The sequence below is a fragment of the Acinetobacter sp. 1566109 genome (assembly GCF_000582255.1).
GTDB classification, from domain to species: Bacteria; Pseudomonadota; Gammaproteobacteria; order Pseudomonadales; family Moraxellaceae; genus Acinetobacter; species Acinetobacter nosocomialis.
The window spans coordinates 1-15015 of record NZ_JEYB01000018.1; the positions used below are offsets into that span (position 1 = coordinate 1).

The 15015-nt window shown below is 36.9% G+C and carries 16 protein-coding genes; 9 read left to right on the forward strand and 7 right to left on the reverse strand.

Annotated features, from left to right (window positions below; genetic code table 11):
• The first annotated feature begins 249 nt into the window (after nucleotides 1–249).
• Together J582_RS13655 and J582_RS13660 are read left to right on the forward strand one after the other, a co-directional pair.
• Nucleotides 250–1671 (forward strand): sensor domain-containing diguanylate cyclase, encoded by a 1422-nt coding sequence (locus J582_RS13655; protein WP_032048055.1) that lies wholly within the window; start codon nucleotides 250–252, stop codon nucleotides 1669–1671.
• A gap of 92 nt (nucleotides 1672–1763) precedes the next feature.
• Nucleotides 1764–2117: a hypothetical protein gene (locus tag J582_RS13660; RefSeq protein WP_002050462.1), complete on the forward strand. Its 354-nt coding sequence runs from the start codon at nucleotides 1764–1766 to the stop codon at nucleotides 2115–2117.
• Nucleotides 2118–2138: 21 nt separating this feature from the next.
• Here J582_RS13660 and bfmS read toward each other — a convergent pair whose 3' ends face one another.
• Genes bfmS through J582_RS0104710 form a run of 3 tightly spaced genes read right to left on the reverse strand, consistent with a single transcriptional unit; the run spans nucleotide 2139 to nucleotide 4740 of the window.
• Complete coding sequence (gene bfmS / locus J582_RS13665; protein ID WP_032048057.1) at nucleotides 2139–3788, reverse strand: sensor histidine kinase BfmS; 1650 nt, start codon at nucleotides 3786–3788, stop codon at nucleotides 2139–2141.
• A 32-nt stretch (nucleotides 3789–3820) separates the two neighbouring features.
• Entirely contained in the window at nucleotides 3821–4537 is a 717-nt protein-coding gene (bfmR, locus tag J582_RS13670; RefSeq protein ID WP_032048059.1) for a response regulator transcription factor BfmR, read from the reverse strand.
• Nucleotides 4534–4740 (reverse strand): hypothetical protein, encoded by a 207-nt coding sequence (locus J582_RS0104710; protein WP_017393245.1) that lies wholly within the window; start codon nucleotides 4738–4740, stop codon nucleotides 4534–4536. The genes bfmR and J582_RS0104710 overlap by 4 nt, the downstream gene beginning before the upstream one ends.
• A 329-nt stretch (nucleotides 4741–5069) precedes the next feature.
• Here J582_RS0104710 and J582_RS13675 point away from each other — a divergent pair, with 329 nt between their 5' ends.
• The 3 genes from J582_RS13675 to J582_RS13685 all read left to right on the forward strand — a co-directional run bounded on the left by J582_RS13675 (nucleotide 5070) and on the right by J582_RS13685 (nucleotide 9515).
• Nucleotides 5070–7904, forward strand: a complete 2835-nt coding sequence (locus J582_RS13675; protein ID WP_004888625.1) for a ribonucleoside-diphosphate reductase subunit alpha — start codon at nucleotides 5070–5072, stop codon at nucleotides 7902–7904.
• A gap of 55 nt (nucleotides 7905–7959) precedes the next feature.
• Nucleotides 7960–8094: a hypothetical protein gene (locus J582_RS25965; RefSeq protein WP_002050433.1), complete on the forward strand. Its 135-nt coding sequence runs from the start codon at nucleotides 7960–7962 to the stop codon at nucleotides 8092–8094.
• Nucleotides 8095–8231: 137 nt separating this feature from the next.
• Nucleotides 8232–9515, forward strand: coding sequence for a ribonucleotide-diphosphate reductase subunit beta (locus J582_RS13685; protein WP_004710391.1), 1284 nt, complete (start codon nucleotides 8232–8234; stop codon nucleotides 9513–9515).
• An 81-nt stretch (nucleotides 9516–9596) separates the two neighbouring features.
• Here the strand turns inward: J582_RS13685 and J582_RS13690 are convergent, their stop codons facing one another.
• Entirely contained in the window at nucleotides 9597–10490 is an 894-nt protein-coding gene (locus J582_RS13690) for a PhzF family isomerase (protein WP_032048060.1), read from the reverse strand.
• A gap of 221 nt (nucleotides 10491–10711) precedes the next feature.
• On the opposite strand from J582_RS13690, the gene J582_RS13695 reads away from it, so the two are divergent.
• Nucleotides 10712–11572, forward strand: coding sequence for a LysR family transcriptional regulator (locus J582_RS13695; RefSeq protein ID WP_032048061.1), 861 nt, complete (start codon nucleotides 10712–10714; stop codon nucleotides 11570–11572).
• 48 nt (nucleotides 11573–11620) lie between these two features.
• Here the strand turns inward: J582_RS13695 and J582_RS13700 are convergent, their stop codons facing one another.
• Nucleotides 11621–12112: a hypothetical protein gene (locus J582_RS13700; protein ID WP_032041329.1), complete on the reverse strand. Its 492-nt coding sequence runs from the start codon at nucleotides 12110–12112 to the stop codon at nucleotides 11621–11623.
• 4 nt (nucleotides 12113–12116) lie between these two features.
• Nucleotides 12117–12308, reverse strand: a complete 192-nt coding sequence (locus J582_RS13705) for a hypothetical protein (RefSeq protein ID WP_032041330.1) — start codon at nucleotides 12306–12308, stop codon at nucleotides 12117–12119.
• A 373-nt stretch (nucleotides 12309–12681) separates the two neighbouring features.
• On the opposite strand from J582_RS13705, the gene J582_RS13710 reads away from it, so the two are divergent.
• The 3 genes from J582_RS13710 to J582_RS13720 all read left to right on the forward strand — a co-directional run bounded on the left by J582_RS13710 (nucleotide 12682) and on the right by J582_RS13720 (nucleotide 14586).
• Nucleotides 12682–13308: a hypothetical protein gene (locus tag J582_RS13710; protein ID WP_032048062.1), complete on the forward strand. Its 627-nt coding sequence runs from the start codon at nucleotides 12682–12684 to the stop codon at nucleotides 13306–13308.
• A complete protein-coding gene (locus J582_RS13715; RefSeq protein WP_032048063.1) occupies nucleotides 13296–13850 on the forward strand; it encodes a hypothetical protein in 555 nt (184 codons plus the stop codon). Before J582_RS13710 ends, J582_RS13715 begins: the two co-directional genes overlap by 13 nt.
• A gap of 202 nt (nucleotides 13851–14052) precedes the next feature.
• Entirely contained in the window at nucleotides 14053–14586 is a 534-nt protein-coding gene (locus tag J582_RS13720; RefSeq protein WP_032048064.1) for a hypothetical protein, read from the forward strand.
• 159 nt (nucleotides 14587–14745) lie between these two features.
• On the opposite strand, the gene J582_RS27265 is transcribed toward J582_RS13720, so the two are convergent.
• The gene (locus tag J582_RS27265; RefSeq protein ID WP_032009299.1) at nucleotides 14746–15015 is read right to left on the reverse strand and encodes a hypothetical protein; all 270 of its coding nucleotides are present in this window, start codon (nucleotides 15013–15015) and stop codon (nucleotides 14746–14748) included.

Below are 15015 nucleotides of genomic sequence, written 5' to 3' on the forward strand. Positions count from 1 at the left end.
AGAGGGGGTTTCACCGCTTATAATCGGTTTATTTGATAGTTTTCTTAGTTGTAATGATTTTTTTCATTTTTTGATTTTTAATATTATTTGCACAATTGCTCAATCGGTCAAAATAAACACCTTACTTTTTTATAATATTAGACTGTTTTTTATTGTATTCATCTTCCCCTCTGAATTATGATGAATGTTTAATCATGCATTAATATTTTATTACTCTTGGATAAGAGTGTTTATCATTAAGGGCAGCTGATGCCATACTCACTTCGTGAATTTTCATTTTCTTCTTCCCTGAAGTTTTTTTTCCTATTTACTCTCATTATTTCAATATGCTGCTTTATTGGAATTGCATCTCGCCCCCTTAGTTTTCTTGCATTTTTCTGGCCTGCTAACTCCGTATTTTTAGGTCTACTCATTCGATTTCCACAAACACGACAAGTCGGTAGTTTTGCAGGAGCTTTTATCGGTTACATGATTGCCGATTTAGTTAAGGGCACTCCTCTTTTTCTCACCCTTATTTTAACTGCCTCAAATTACCTATATGTCGTCATGACATTAGCACTTGCAATGTTATTTGGCCGTTATATAAAAGCTGCCTATCGAGGCTATTCTTACTTGGTTTTATTTGCTCTGTGCGGTATTGGTAGCATAACCGGTGCTTTTTTTGCAGCAACTTTTGTACCGATGTTTAATACCAAATTTATGATTGGCAGTTTTTGGGCTGAATTTGGTTATTGGGTCACATCAGAACTTCAAAATGCCTTACTGTTATTGCCAATCATTTTAAATTCCCCTCCTTACCTTAAAATAAAAAACTACATTAAAGGTAATCAAGTATATGTAAAGGCTGTTGATTTTCTGCCTTTATTGGCTGTCCTCATTTCAATAGCTGTCAGTTATTATGACTCAGGTCCAGGTTCCCTACTCTATCCAATTGCCGCATTAATCTGGTGCGCTATACGCTATAAACCCATCATTGTGGCTCTCATTACCTCTTTTACGAGTGCGTATATTATTTATCATGTCTCTGGTCATTATTTATTACTGTATCCACAAGATTATTTAAGCAATACTATTTCTATCCGTATAGGGCTAATCATGATGACCATTGCACCACTTACTGTTTCCAGTATTAGTGCACTTCATTCTGAATTAATTCAAAAATTACAACATGCTATTGCCCATGATGAACTCACATCGAGTTTAACTCGACGTCAGTTTTTACAATCGGTTCGTTTACTCCAAGAAAAAGTACAAAAAGAACATAAAACCTCTGCATTTTTTATGTTGGATGTCGACCATTTTAAAAAGGTGAATGACAGTTATGGTCACTTGATTGGTGATAGAGCCTTACAAACCTGTGTAACCACTATACAAAATATTCTGCACCCTCATGACTTACTGGGTCGTTTTGGAGGTGAGGAATTCGCAATTTTCATTCCTGACACGACTAAAGAAGCTGCTTTTGAACTTGCAGAAAGAATACGCATTAAAATTAGTCAGCAACCAATATATGTTTATGGCAAATTACCTATTTTTGTACAGGTCAGTATTGGCATTAGCTTATATTCTCCAAACTACCACCGATCTATTGAAAGCTTGTTTAAAGAAGCAGATGACGCACTCTATCAAGCAAAGCGCCAAGGACGTAACCGAGTTTTTATTTCTTTGTAATATTTTAAAGTCATCATCTAGTGTAATGAATTTTATACAATAACTTCTGTTTTGCCATGTATGCTAATAACAGATAATAAGGAGAAAAATGTATGAATCTAGAATATACGCATAAACCAGACTATTACTTGTTTGCACAATTACTCGTGCGACATATAGAAAGCTATATTCAAAAACACCCAGATGCAGATAATGCCATTTTTGACTTGCGAGATGTCTATGAAATTTTTAGACAAGATTTCGCGTCAACCACAACAAATCTAGAAGGCATTTTACATATTGCGGATTCATATAGAGTTGAAACTTTGAATGGAGACCAGCCTCTTATTCAAAAATATCAAATCGATGCTAAAAACAATTCGCTGTTAATTGACTTTAATACAGATGCGCTAAACAGTTTAAGAAGCGGGAAACCAATTTTAGAACCTGATGCCACTCAATTATAAATAAACCAATAAAAAAGCACCTTATGCAGGTGCTTTTTTATTTGCCTTTAATGGCGGCTGTTTAAAGCGATGTGCTGGCCACGTCATGATAAAACGTGCGCCTCCCAAGCTTGGGCTTTCATCTACTTTAATTTCACCACCAAACCAATAAGCAATACGGCTTACAATCGAAAGTCCTAAACCATACCCACCAGATGCACGTGTACGGCTATCATCTAAACGTGCAAAGGCTTCAAATACACGTTTACGATCTTGTTCAGGAATACCGGGACCATCATCTTCAACACAGACAAAAGCCATGCCATCGCTGTGAATACCACCAGTAATACGCACTTTGTTATCACAATAACGAACAGCATTACCTACTAGGTTTTGTACAACACGGTGAAGGTAACGACGCTCTGCATCTACTTTCACATATAAAGGTGGTGGAATGAGTTCAATTTCTTTCTGTGTTTTTAACGCTTCGGTTTCAACTGCAACCTGATCCAACACTTCAAAGAGTACAATTTCTGCAAAATCTAGTGAAGGTGTACCCTGCTCTAGTTTTGCGTAAGTCATGATTTCATCAATTAAGGTATTGAGTGCTTCAATATCTTTATCAATCATGTCGACCTGATGCATACGGTGATTGTAGTCATCTTCTTCGGCTAACATTTCTGTACCAAAGCGAATACGTGCCACAGGCGTTCTGAGTTCATGAGATACCGCTCTCATTAACTCACGTTGAGCTTCAATCAAACGCTGGATATGATCAGACATATTGTTATAACTTGAAGCCAAGTTAGCCATTTCGTCACTTCCTTCAATCGGAACACGCAATGACAAATCACCCGATTTCATACGGTTTAATGCATAACGCACTTGTCGAATTTTGCGCTCTAGCGGCAAAATCAAACCGTAAACACCCAAACTTAATAAGAATAAGCTAAATAAGGTAATACCCGCAGAAAGCTGTAAAGGCATCCAGTTAAACATTGGAACTGGGCCCAACACCAACACTTGTGCAGGATGATTCGGGATTGGAGAGACAATCGAAATGGTCGTACCACGTACTGTTGCACTATCTTTATACAACATGACACTTTGGTCTTGGCGTAAACGTCCAATCTGTTCAGAGTCCAGATTTACATCTTGAATGTTTTGAATATTGATTGGATATGAAAAGTGTTTTTGAATCTTGGCAAGGTACTCTTGTTCCTGCCCCGGATAAAACATTAAGTAGTCGAGTACAAAAATAGGGAGCGCCTTCATTTGGCGTTCACTAATTTTGTCGACTTTTATAGATAGATAATGTTGTGGGTCGTCACGCAAACCAATAATGACATACGCAATGCTATTACTGGCATCGTAATGAACAACAGATTTCTGTGCTTCGATCCGCTTTTTCTCGGTTCGAGACAATTCAACCTTACTTGCATCAGTATAGTAAATTGGAAGTTCGAGCAAATCAGATGCATCAGAAATCCAATCTATCTTTTGCTGCTTCCCAGGTTGTCGAGCGACCCCTTCACTAATGACATAAGAAATACCATCAGTTAAAGATTCTCGGTATTCTTGTGCGCGTTGGTAGTTGATAATTTGTACCAGTAAATACCCAAAAACAGCCACCAAAACAACAAGAATTACCAGCCCCGCATATATTCGCAGGAATATACTGTGTTTAAACACTCGACCAACCTTATAGGAAGTTTAATCAGATTTTACAATCCATTGGTTTCTTTAACAAACAAGTAACCTTTACTACGTACAGTTTTAATACGTTTTGGATTTTCAGGATCATCGCCAATTTTTGGACGAATACGCGAAATACGTACGTCGATTGAACGGTCTTGACCATCGTATTCGATACCACGTAAACGTTCGAAGATATCTTCACGCGATAAAATACGACCAGCGTTTGATGCAAGCAACCATAACAAGTCATATTCAGCACTTGTAAAGTCAACAAGTTCACCGTTTAACGTTACAGAGCGGCCGCCATTGTCGATGACTAGGTCGTCAAACTCGATACGTTGAGCAACTTCATCTTCAACAGTTTTATCTGTGCGACGTAATAGTGCACGAATACGCGCTAATAATACACGTGGTTGAACCGGTTTAGCGACATAATCGTCTGCACCCATTTCTAGACCAAGTACTTGGTCCATGTCTTCAGTACGTGCAGTCAACATCAAAATTGGTTGATGGTAGTGTGGACGAACTTCACGACAAACGGTTAAACCATCTGCACCCGGCAACATGACATCCAAGATCACAAGATCTGGTTGTTCACTAATAATACGACGAATTGCACGGTTACCGTCAGTTTCTACACCAACTTCCAAACCGTTGCGGATTAAATATTCTTGAGTTAATCGCGCTAAACGCTCGTCGTCTTCAACGATCAGAATCTTTGGTAACTTTTCTTCTTGGCTCATATCATTGCCCCTATAAATCTCATTACATGCATCTTAAAAATCTTGCAGATACATTCGTTTATCATTTGCAATATACACACGTTTACATTGTAAACAAGTAGGCGTTCACCAAACTGATACATGACAACCATGTTTTGTTGCATTTTATTAACCTTTGAATTTTCAAGTATTTTTGATATCTGTTTATTATTCTTATATGTCATAATCTATTCATATTTCCTATGTATGAATATTAAACAAATTATTTCTTTGATGAATTTAAATTCGCTCAAGTGCTTGTTTTTTGAGTTATCCACAAAGTTATCTATAAGTGTTTTTTCATAGCTTTGGTATGCTATCTCCCGACAAATCATACAGATAAAAAATTACTAAAAAGTCAAGATTGATCTAGCTTAAAAAATCCCGTATCTTGTGTTGAAAATAAACTTTAACTACTAAGTCTTGTGTTTATCCCTCAAATATCGTGGCATGTTTTTTGCTCGGTTCAAACGGTCTATGAACATAACAAAAGTGACAATGGAGCTATGCTGGCATGAGCGTAATTACTTCGACTCCTGGTCAAATTCAGGTGATTAAGCGTACTGGAGATGTTGCTGCATTTGATGCAGAGAAAATTTCTGTTGCGATTGGTAAAGCTTTTCTTGCTGTGGAAGGTCAACAGAGTTCGGATTCAAGCCGTATTCATGACCGTATTACCCAGTTGACGGAAATGGTATTAAATACTTTTAAACGCCGTTTACCATCGGGCGGTACGATCCATATTGAAGAAATTCAAGATCAAGTAGAACTTGCTTTAATGCGTACTGGGGAACAAAAAGTTGCCCGCGCTTATGTAATTTACCGCGAACAACGTGCTAGCGCTCGTCAGCAAACAAATTCAAACCACCACCCTACCTTGCAAGTTACTGATGCAAACGGTCAGCTTCAACCACTTGATTTAAGTGCACTGAAAGCAACTGTAAATAGAGCTGCTGAAGGCTTAGAAGGTATTGAGGTTGAAGCAATTATCGATGAAACCGTTAAAAACTTATATAACGGCGTAAAAGAAAGCGATATTGCAACAACCATGATGATGGCAACACGTACACGTATCGAACAAGAACCTAACTATACATACGTAACTGCGCGTTTGCTCCGTGATGAGTTGGTCAGCACTGGTTTAGCATTCTTAGGTTTACCGGCAGATACAGCTGAAAATAATGCACTTGAAGCATTCTTGAAAAAAGGTGTAGAGCTTGATTTGCTTTCACCAGACTTGCTTAAGTTCGATTTAGAAAAACTAGCAGCAGCGATTCAGCCTGAACGTTCTAACCAGTTTACCTACTTAGGTTTACAGACTCTATTTGACCGTTACTTCATTCACTCAAACGGCGTTCGCTTCGAATTACCACAATTATTCTTCATGCGTGTGTCAATGGGTCTTGCACTGAATGAGCAAGATAAAGAAGAGCGTGCAATCGAGTTTTATAACTTGTTGTCTAGCTTTGACTATATGGCTTCTACGCCTACCCTGTTTAACTCAGGTACATTACGTCCACAGCTTTCAAGTTGTTACTTAACAACGATTGGTGACGACCTTTATGACATTTATGGTGCAATGCGTGACAACGCGATGCTCTCTAAATGGGCGGGTGGTTTAGGTAACGACTGGACACCTGTACGTGCCTTGAACTCTTATATTAAAGGTACAAACGGTAAATCTCAGGGTGTTGTTCCATTCCTTAAAGTTGCGAACGATACTGCTGTTGCGGTAAACCAAGGTGGTAAGCGTAAAGGTGCTGTGTGTGCCTACCTAGAAACTTGGCACTTAGATATCGAAGAATTTTTAGAACTTCGTAAAAACACTGGTGATGACCGTCGTCGTACTCATGACATGAACACTGCAAACTGGGTTCCTGACCTATTTATGCAACGTGTGTTTGAAGATGGCGAATGGACACTATTTACTCCATCTGAAACTCCAGACCTCCACGATTTAACCGGTGCTGAGTTTGCTGAACGCTATGCATACTATGAGTCTGTTGCGAAAGAACAGAACATGTTGCACAAGAAAGTACGTGCGAAAGACTTATGGCGTAAAATGCTTTCTATGTTGTTCGAAACTGGTCACCCATGGATCACGTTTAAAGATGTATGTAACTTACGTTCACCACAACAACACGTTGGCGTAGTTCACTCATCTAACCTATGTACTGAAATTACGTTAAACACTAACCAAGACGAAATTGCAGTATGTAACTTAGGTTCGATCAACCTTGTTCAACACGTTAAAGGCGGCGTATTAGACCGTGAAAAGTTAGCGCGTACGGTTAAAACAGCAGTTCGTATGCTCGATAACGTTATCGACATTAACTACTACGCTGTACCACAAGCGAAAAACTCTAACTTGAAACACCGTCCTGTTGGTATGGGTATCATGGGCTTCCAAGATGCGCTTTACGAAATGGGTATGGCTTACGGTTCTGATGAAGCTGTGAACTTTGCTGACGAGTCAATGGAAGTGATTAGCTACTATGCAATCCAAACTTCAAGTGACTTGGCTGTTGAACGTGGTGCTTACTCAACATTCAAAGGTTCATTGTGGGATCAAGGTATCCTTCCAATCGACTCTTTAGAAATTGTTGCTAAATCTCGTCCAGAACGTATGTTCGAAGTTGACCGTACTCAACGTTTAGACTGGGACACTTTACGTGCCAAAGTTCAAAAAGACGGTATGCGTAACTCAAACGTAATGGCGATTGCTCCAACTGCAACCATTTCAAACATTTGTGGTGTTTCTCAGTCTATTGAGCCAACATTCCAAAACTTATATGTGAAATCTAACTTGTCTGGTGAGTTCACTGTTATTAACCCTTACCTTGTTCGTGCATTAAAAGACCGTGGTCTTTGGGACACAGTAATGGTTAACGACCTTAAACACTTTGAAGGTTCAGTACAAAAAATTGCTCGTATTCCTGAAGAATTAAAAGCAATCTTTGCTACTGCGTTTGAAGTTGAGCCACGTTGGATTGTTGATGCTGCATCACGCCGTCAAAAATGGATTGATCAAGCACAGTCTCTTAACCTTTACATCTCTGGTGCAAACGGTAAGAAACTTGACATTACTTATAAGATGGCTTGGTTACGTGGTCTTAAGACGACTTATTACCTCCGAGCTTTAGGTGCAACTTCTGCTGAAAAATCTACAATTAACACAGGTGCGTTAAACGCGGTTAAACCTGCAACTGTAGAAGCGGCAGCACCTGCAGCAGCGCCAGTAGTAGAAGCGAAAAAGCCTGAAGCAGTTGAAGAAGACGGCTTTACTCAAGCAGCTCCGGTTCCTATGGCTTGTTCAATCGACAACCCAGATTGCGAAGCTTGCCAATAATATTCAATAAAGTTGCTCTTTAAACAAAAGAGCAACTTTAAACGAGGTAAAGATTATGTTTTCTCATCTCAGCCATAACTATATGCTTGGTGTTGGAATCTTAATCTTTGCCTTTATTTTCTTTTATACGCCTATGGTTTACGCCTTTTTTAAAATCCGTAAACAACAGCGTAAGCAAAATAAGTTGTAGGGATGATGGACCAAAGGCCCAAAATTTGGTCATACATCGATAAAACTTAATTTTGTTTACACATTATAAGCGTATAGTAGTGACATCTTCGTTTAGAGATGTCGAACATAGATATATACAACGAAGAGAGAACAACAATGTCTATCCTTAGTTGGGACGATTTTGAAGATGATTCGCAAAAACCGGCTGCACCTGAACACAAGTCTGCGCCCATCCAACCGGAAAAAACGTCTGATTCGCAGAATGTATCTGCTGCGCAGCCATCATCGCAGAGCGTGGCAGCTCCACAATCCGCTGGAACCCATTCCGTGCGATCAACAAATCCAACCGATTCAATGGCTCGAGCATCTGAAGCCTTAGAACATTTGGATGTTGCTCCTGGCCTGGAAGAGTTAGAAATGGGCGCGCAACGCGTTCAAGTTGACGACAAAGCCATGATTAACTGTCGCGCTGACTTGAACCAGCTTGTGCCGTTTAAATATGAATGGGCTTGGCAGAAGTATCTTGACGGGTGTGCAAACCACTGGATGCCTCAAGAAGTGAACATGAACCATGACATCGCACTTTGGAAGTCTGAAAATGGCTTAACTGAAGATGAGCGTACTATTGTTATGCGTTCTTTAGGTTTCTTCTCGACTGCGGACTCTTTGGTTGCAAACAACTTAGTATTGGCGATTTACCGTCACATTACTAACCCTGAATGCCGTCAGTACATCTTGCGTCAAGCGTTTGAAGAAGCTATTCACACTCACGCTTACCAATACTGTATCGAATCTTTAGGTATGGATGAAGGCGAAGTCTTCAACATGTACCGCGAGATTCCATCAGTTGCACGTAAAGCAGCTTGGGGCTTGAAATATACTCAATCATTAAGTGACCCTACTTTCCACACAGGTACGCCTGAAAATGACCAACGTTTACTTCGTAACTTGATCGCGTTCTACTGTGTACTTGAAGGGATCTTCTTCTACTGTGGCTTTACTCAAATTTTGAGTATGGGCCGTCGTAACAAGATGAACGGTGTTGCTGAGCAGTTCCAATACATCTTGCGTGATGAGTCGATGCACTTGAACTTTGGTATCGACATGATTAACCAAATCAAGATTGAGAACCCTCACCTTTGGACTGCCGAATTCCAACAAGAAGTCATTCAAATGATTCTTGAAGGTACTATGCTTGAAATCGAATATGCACGTGACACGATGCCACGCGGTGTATTGGGTATGAATGCAAGCATGATGGAAGAATATTTGAAATTCATCTGTAACCGTCGTTTATCTCAGTTAGGTTTACCAGAGCAATTTGCTGGTGTAACTAACCCATTTGCGTGGATGTCTGAGATGATGGACTTACGTAAAGAGAAGAACTTCTTTGAAACTCGCGTAACTGACTACCAAACTGGTGGTGCGTTAAGCTGGTAAGATTAAGTATCTACTAAATAAAAAACCGCTATCTATAGCGGTTTTTTTATTACTCAAAATGTCATAATTTCTTAAATATAATCAATCTTTTCCTGAGTAAAGTACTGAGCCAACTAAAATGGCTTGACCTGCAATACTGACGTGTAATATTGAATCTATTTTCTCAACTGTCACTAGAACTCGCCCCGGTTTTTTTATTGCGAGACCTTGATACCCCCAATAACTTACTTTCTGGTCACATTCGATTAAATCATGGTGAACAAGGTACGCTCCCGCTGGACCATTTGCATTACCAGTTACCGGATCTTCATTTATACCGATCGCAGGCGCAAACATTCGACCATAAGTAATAGGTTCTTGCCTACTCCCTTCCAAGACAAAGGGAAAAAAACCATTGCAGCCTATTTCAGCACTAATAGCTTTCAATTTTTCATTGTTTGGAATTAATTCATCGAGCTTATTTCTGCTCAGCATTGGCACCATCACCTTGGAATGCCCCGTCGTGACAACTTGTATTGGTAAGTCAGTAAAATCATTCACACTCACACCCAATGCGCTTGCGAGTTCAGCCCTTTGATTCGCATTAAAAGGTGATAAAAACTCTACACGACCTTGAGTCATTTTCACCAATAACTCTTCTGGACTTCCGAATATTGAAACGGGTAAATGACCAGCTCCTGTTTTTGCGATTAATGGATAGTCTGATTGGTGGCCTGTAGTTGCACGTAAAAAATGAGTAGCGATCGTCGCATGTCCACAGATTGGGACTTCATGTGTAGGGGTAAAATATCGAACATGTATATCATGGCTTTGATCTTTAGGTGACAAAACAAAAGCAGTTTCTGAATACCCTGCAAATGCAGCAATATCTTGCATCTCTTGAGTCGTAAAATGGTCAGCATCTAGCACAACCCCAGCTCGATTTCCTGTATTTGGTTGGGTAGTAAATGCATCAACTACATAAATGGTCGTCATGGCACAACTCCTCTGTTGTTAATATTGTGATCTCAGAAATAGCTCCTGCCATAACCAGAAAATCTTATTTAATTGCAACGACACATGCCTTAGCTCTAAAAGGTTAGTCGTCTCAAATAATGAGTTTTGAGTCTTTCTAATGGTTGTTTGAATTGTATAAATCTAAACATCGGCGATACTATAGTTTTTATTGCAAACGCATTTTCTAAATATGGAAAGGTATGAACTGGGACGATACTAAAATTTTGTTAGCTATTGGGCGAACTGGCGGGTTGAGCCGTAGTGCAAAATTGCTTGGTATTAGTGTTTCTACCGTACATCGCAGAGCCGTTGAACTGGAGAAAAGCCTCAATGCGGTTCTTTTTTCCCGAGACAGTGATGGCTATACACTCACCCACGTTGGAAAACATTTTTTTACTTTGGCTGAAAAAGCAGAAGAGCATTTGATAGCGATGGAACGTTACAATGATCAAGGTCAACAATCATTGTTCCGTATTGCTTTACCTGAATTAATTGGGCAGCAGTTGCTTCAGTCAAAGCTAACAGCATTGCAACTAAAGCACCCAGATTTACAATTAGAAATCTCAACAAGTGTCGTTCCTGTTGATTTTTCCCGACGGGAAGCTGACATTATTCTTCGACTTGTCCGACCAGAAAGTGGCCGTTACATTATTCGACGCCTTGGCCAACTAGAGTATGGGCTTTATTGTAGTAAGGATTATCTCGCCAGTTTCACAGAACATGCTGAAACGGATGATTTATTAAATCATCGTATAATCGGTTGGGATAGAAGCCTTCAATATACGTTTTTGGCACAATGGATGCGTGAACTCACCCAAGATGCAACCCCTGCTTTGTCTTTTGATAACATGCACTCGCAACTACGAGCAGTCACTGAAGGACAAGGAATTACAGCCCTGCCTTGTTTTGTTGCAAAGGCTTCGGCTTTAGTGCCCATACTACCTAAGCAAACTTTAAAACAAGATGTGTGGTTAATGCGTCATTTAGATACTAAGGATAGTGACTATTCAATGGTGATTAGCGAAACAATTGAAAAAGAGCTACAAGAATATCTGTTGTGATAATCAGTAGTTTTTATTCTAATTTTGAATTCGAAAAGAAATTTTAAGTTAAACCGAGTTATGTCTCGAACTAATTATTTCATCGGCTATCTCTAAGGCATTAGTTAAAAGATCATAGATATTCTTATAGTTCTGGTAATTTCCCTGTTCTCGTATGCTTAGTAATCCCCCTACTTTCACATCTTGTAGAATAGAGGAAAGTAATGCATAAAAAGTGACAACTTGAGGAGCTATTTTAGGAGATAACTGACCAATTTTGTCTAAATTACTGGAATACACAGGGAATACATTTTCTTGAATATCTAATGAAAGCGTTATTCTATAACCTCTATTTTTTTCAAGATGTAAAACTACATTTTGAATATCTTGTACGTACTTTCTTTGTTCAATTAGTTTTTTTAAAGCTTTAATCTCAGCAATAATAGCTAATTGAATTGATAATTGTTGAGACCTATTATCCTTATATTTAAAAAACAATTGAATAAAAAAATTAATAATAACAGTTACTAAGGCAACAATTAAAGCATCAGATACTTTCATAATCTTAGGTATTATCTATCGCATTTCTTAAAATTATTAATGATTCTTCTCTATAGTCTTCTGGAATTATTGGGATTTCATTATTCATTAATCGATGAGCATATTTCTTTTGCAGTTCATTTAAATCAACCCCCTCCTCCTTTAGAAGTTTTAGTACCGCACATAATGTAGCATCTTCAATAATCAGCCCACCCATACGTTATCTCCTTTTAAGATACTGTTCCATAAAACCTTTAAATCTGTATAGATAATAATGTATCACATAAATGTATCGCTCAAGTTATACAGAGTATTTTTTAGTCAAAATGATTGGCGGGAACTATCAAAATTTCTCATAAAAAAGCTGATTTGTGTCAAAATCGGAATTTTGCTTTTTTTTGTAGTAGATAAAAATTATTAACATTCTGATTTTAAAAATCTTTTTAAATGTGGTTTCAGATAACGACCATTATGTTAAATAGGAGATATTACTTTTAATAGAATTGTTATTGTATTAAAAGTAGTATAATCTAAAAAATTATATTAAACATATGATATTAAAAGATTTTATGAGTTACAGTAAGAAGTTAATGAAAGTAAAATGTCCACATTCTAGTTGTACACAGACAATAGAATTTCATGAGGTTAAGTTTGATGGATTAAATGATAAGGGGGAAAAAATTATTGAATGTATTAGTTGTGGTAGAACTTCAAAAATTATTTGTTTAAACCCTAGTAAAAACGAATCATATATAAAAAGTGGGGCAAAAGAGATTAGGACTATTGATTATGATGGAGAATTACCTTCTGATTATCTCCGTGTTACAGATATTGTAATTTTTACAGAAAATTTTTTTGATTTAAACCATTCATACGATTTAAATTTTTTGCCTTTATATAAATGTAAATGTGGTCAATGTGAGTTAGAAAAATTAGCATATAAAGCATTTGAACAAAATTGGAATGAGCATTTATGTATAGAAATAGCTAAATATTACACAATAGACATGAAGGGTTATGGCTGTAATCCAGAGAATGCAGTAATAAAAGTTAATTTTTTAAGTACTTGTGGTAATGAGTATAGTGGTATTTTTTATACAAATTACACAGAATCTTTAGAGTATGATCAGTTTAGGTTAGGTAGTATTCCTGATGCCGAACCATTAGTGGATCGTATTTCTAGAACTTTTTCAAAAAAGATGCTATGGAAATTTTAAAAAAATTAATTGCTCGCTGGGGCCTCTTTTATGAAAAGATCTTAATTATTTCACCTTACATCGAATCTAGTTATGCAGGTAACGAAAAAATTAAAGATACCTTATTTAGTATAATTGAACAATTTCCAAAAAATAAAGATGCAACTATCTATACAAAGACAAAAACAATAAATGTTTTTAAAAAAGCAGTTTCTGAAGCATTCGATATTGGTTATGATTTTTTAGAAAATTATGAGTTAAGCCTACCTGCTATTGACGGTAGCAAAAAGATAAACAATTCACATGCTAAACTATATATTGGTGTTTCTCGAGATAAAGCTGAATTATTAGCTGGTTCTGCAAACCTTGCAGAAGGTCCTAGTCTGGAGGTTTTAGATTTTAAAAATCTGACCACAGAGCAATTAAATGATAGATATCTAAATGACCACTTAAAAGAGCCTTTAAGTTTTACTAAAACTACTAGAAATGATGTGATTTTTGATGAAAATAATAGTTTTAAAGCTCGTTGTTTAGATAAAAAAGAATTATATTCCTTTATATAAAAAGTTTGTATTTTATACAATAGGCCCCATTCATGGGCCTTTTAATCATCGGCTTAACATAAAATGTCTTATTCGAAGTCAAAAAAAATGAGGATCCTATAGTCCTCATTTCGTATAAGCGCCATTAATTTAATAGTCTTTTTATGATTGCAAAAGTTAATAGAAATCAACAAAATATAGTTTTTAATTAGATCAAAAAATTATGGACGCTTTATCAATAGTTTCAGCTATTGCTTCAATTGTATCTTTAGGGTTGGCATTGGGATTAAACTCTGAAAAATTGAAAAAATGGTTATTGCCTGTCACCTATATTTTCATAGGTATCTCGGTGGGTCGTGTTACCTCGAATTTAAATGAAATCGTGGATAACGTTAAAGCAGACCCTGTATTGCCGGGTGCACTTTTTATAATTATTGCCTGCTTATTCGCATCGTGTTATGTCATTAAGACTATTCATAATACATTTGCAGAGATCCCTATGGGGTTTCTACTCATTCTATTTGTTGCAGGATTATTTGGAATTAAGGGTATAACAAAAATTTATATTGACTCTGAACGACCTCAACTTAGTCCATACGAACTAATTGAGTATGCTGAATATAAAGAAAAAACAGGACAGTTATCATTGGCTAAAGAATATTTAAACAAGGCTTTAGAAAATACCGATGCGGAATCAGAAAAAAGATTTATTAGTGAAAAATTGGAAAAGATAACTAATAAGCAGTTAGGTAATTAAAGTATGTAATTATATAAGTATTCTAAAATTAACATAATACAGCTTATGCGAAATGTAATTTTTTATCTGATATAAATCATAGTCTTATTTTTTAACAAAAGCTCAACTCATAGTACTTGGGCTTTTTTATTTTTCTACAAATAATATTTTAAAGAGAAATTATTTAAATCTAGAAATTTCAAAATTCAATCGATATGTCATAAAATTTATTAAGCATGCTTCTCTAATCCTTTTTCTAAACAGTTCTTGAAAATAGGGATTTGTTAAAAAAATACCCAAAGCAACAATTAAATATACAATAGACTTATTTTCGATCTGAAGTACCTTTAAAAGCTCAGAAAAGAACTCATCCACTAAGTTAAAATAAGTTGAAGTTAATAGAGAAACAAATAAATAGAAAAAAATACGATAAAAATTTCTTTTAAACAT

What these genes read in the sequence shown, in the direction of transcription:
- J582_RS25965 (WP_002050433.1), top strand. Translation starts at nt 7,960, where the DNA reads ATGTTTTCTCATCTCAGCCATAACTATATGCTTGGTGTTGGAATCTTA.
- J582_RS13720 (WP_032048064.1), top strand. Translation starts at nt 14,053, where the DNA reads ATGGACGCTTTATCAATAGTTTCAGCTATTGCTTCAATTGTATCTTTA.
- J582_RS13690 (WP_032048060.1), bottom strand. Translation starts at nt 10,490, where the DNA reads ATGACGACCATTTATGTAGTTGATGCATTTACTACCCAACCAAATACA.
- J582_RS13695 (WP_032048061.1), top strand. Translation starts at nt 10,712, where the DNA reads ATGAACTGGGACGATACTAAAATTTTGTTAGCTATTGGGCGAACTGGC.
- bfmR (WP_032048059.1), bottom strand. Translation starts at nt 4,537, where the DNA reads ATGAGCCAAGAAGAAAAGTTACCAAAGATTCTGATCGTTGAAGACGAC.
- J582_RS13675 (WP_004888625.1), top strand. Translation starts at nt 5,070, where the DNA reads ATGAGCGTAATTACTTCGACTCCTGGTCAAATTCAGGTGATTAAGCGT.
- J582_RS13700 (WP_032041329.1), bottom strand. Translation starts at nt 12,112, where the DNA reads ATGAAAGTATCTGATGCTTTAATTGTTGCCTTAGTAACTGTTATTATT.
- J582_RS13685 (WP_004710391.1), top strand. Translation starts at nt 8,232, where the DNA reads ATGTCTATCCTTAGTTGGGACGATTTTGAAGATGATTCGCAAAAACCG.
- J582_RS13660 (WP_002050462.1), top strand. Translation starts at nt 1,764, where the DNA reads ATGAATCTAGAATATACGCATAAACCAGACTATTACTTGTTTGCACAA.
- J582_RS13710 (WP_032048062.1), top strand. Translation starts at nt 12,682, where the DNA reads ATGAAAGTAAAATGTCCACATTCTAGTTGTACACAGACAATAGAATTT.
- J582_RS13715 (WP_032048063.1), top strand. Translation starts at nt 13,296, where the DNA reads ATGGAAATTTTAAAAAAATTAATTGCTCGCTGGGGCCTCTTTTATGAA.
- J582_RS27265 (WP_032009299.1), bottom strand. Translation starts at nt 15,015, where the DNA reads ATGTTTAAAAGAAATTTTTATCGTATTTTTTTCTATTTATTTGTTTCT.
- J582_RS0104710 (WP_017393245.1), bottom strand. Translation starts at nt 4,740, where the DNA reads ATGACATATAAGAATAATAAACAGATATCAAAAATACTTGAAAATTCA.
- J582_RS13705 (WP_032041330.1), bottom strand. Translation starts at nt 12,308, where the DNA reads ATGGGTGGGCTGATTATTGAAGATGCTACATTATGTGCGGTACTAAAA.
- J582_RS13655 (WP_032048055.1), top strand. Translation starts at nt 250, where the DNA reads ATGCCATACTCACTTCGTGAATTTTCATTTTCTTCTTCCCTGAAGTTT.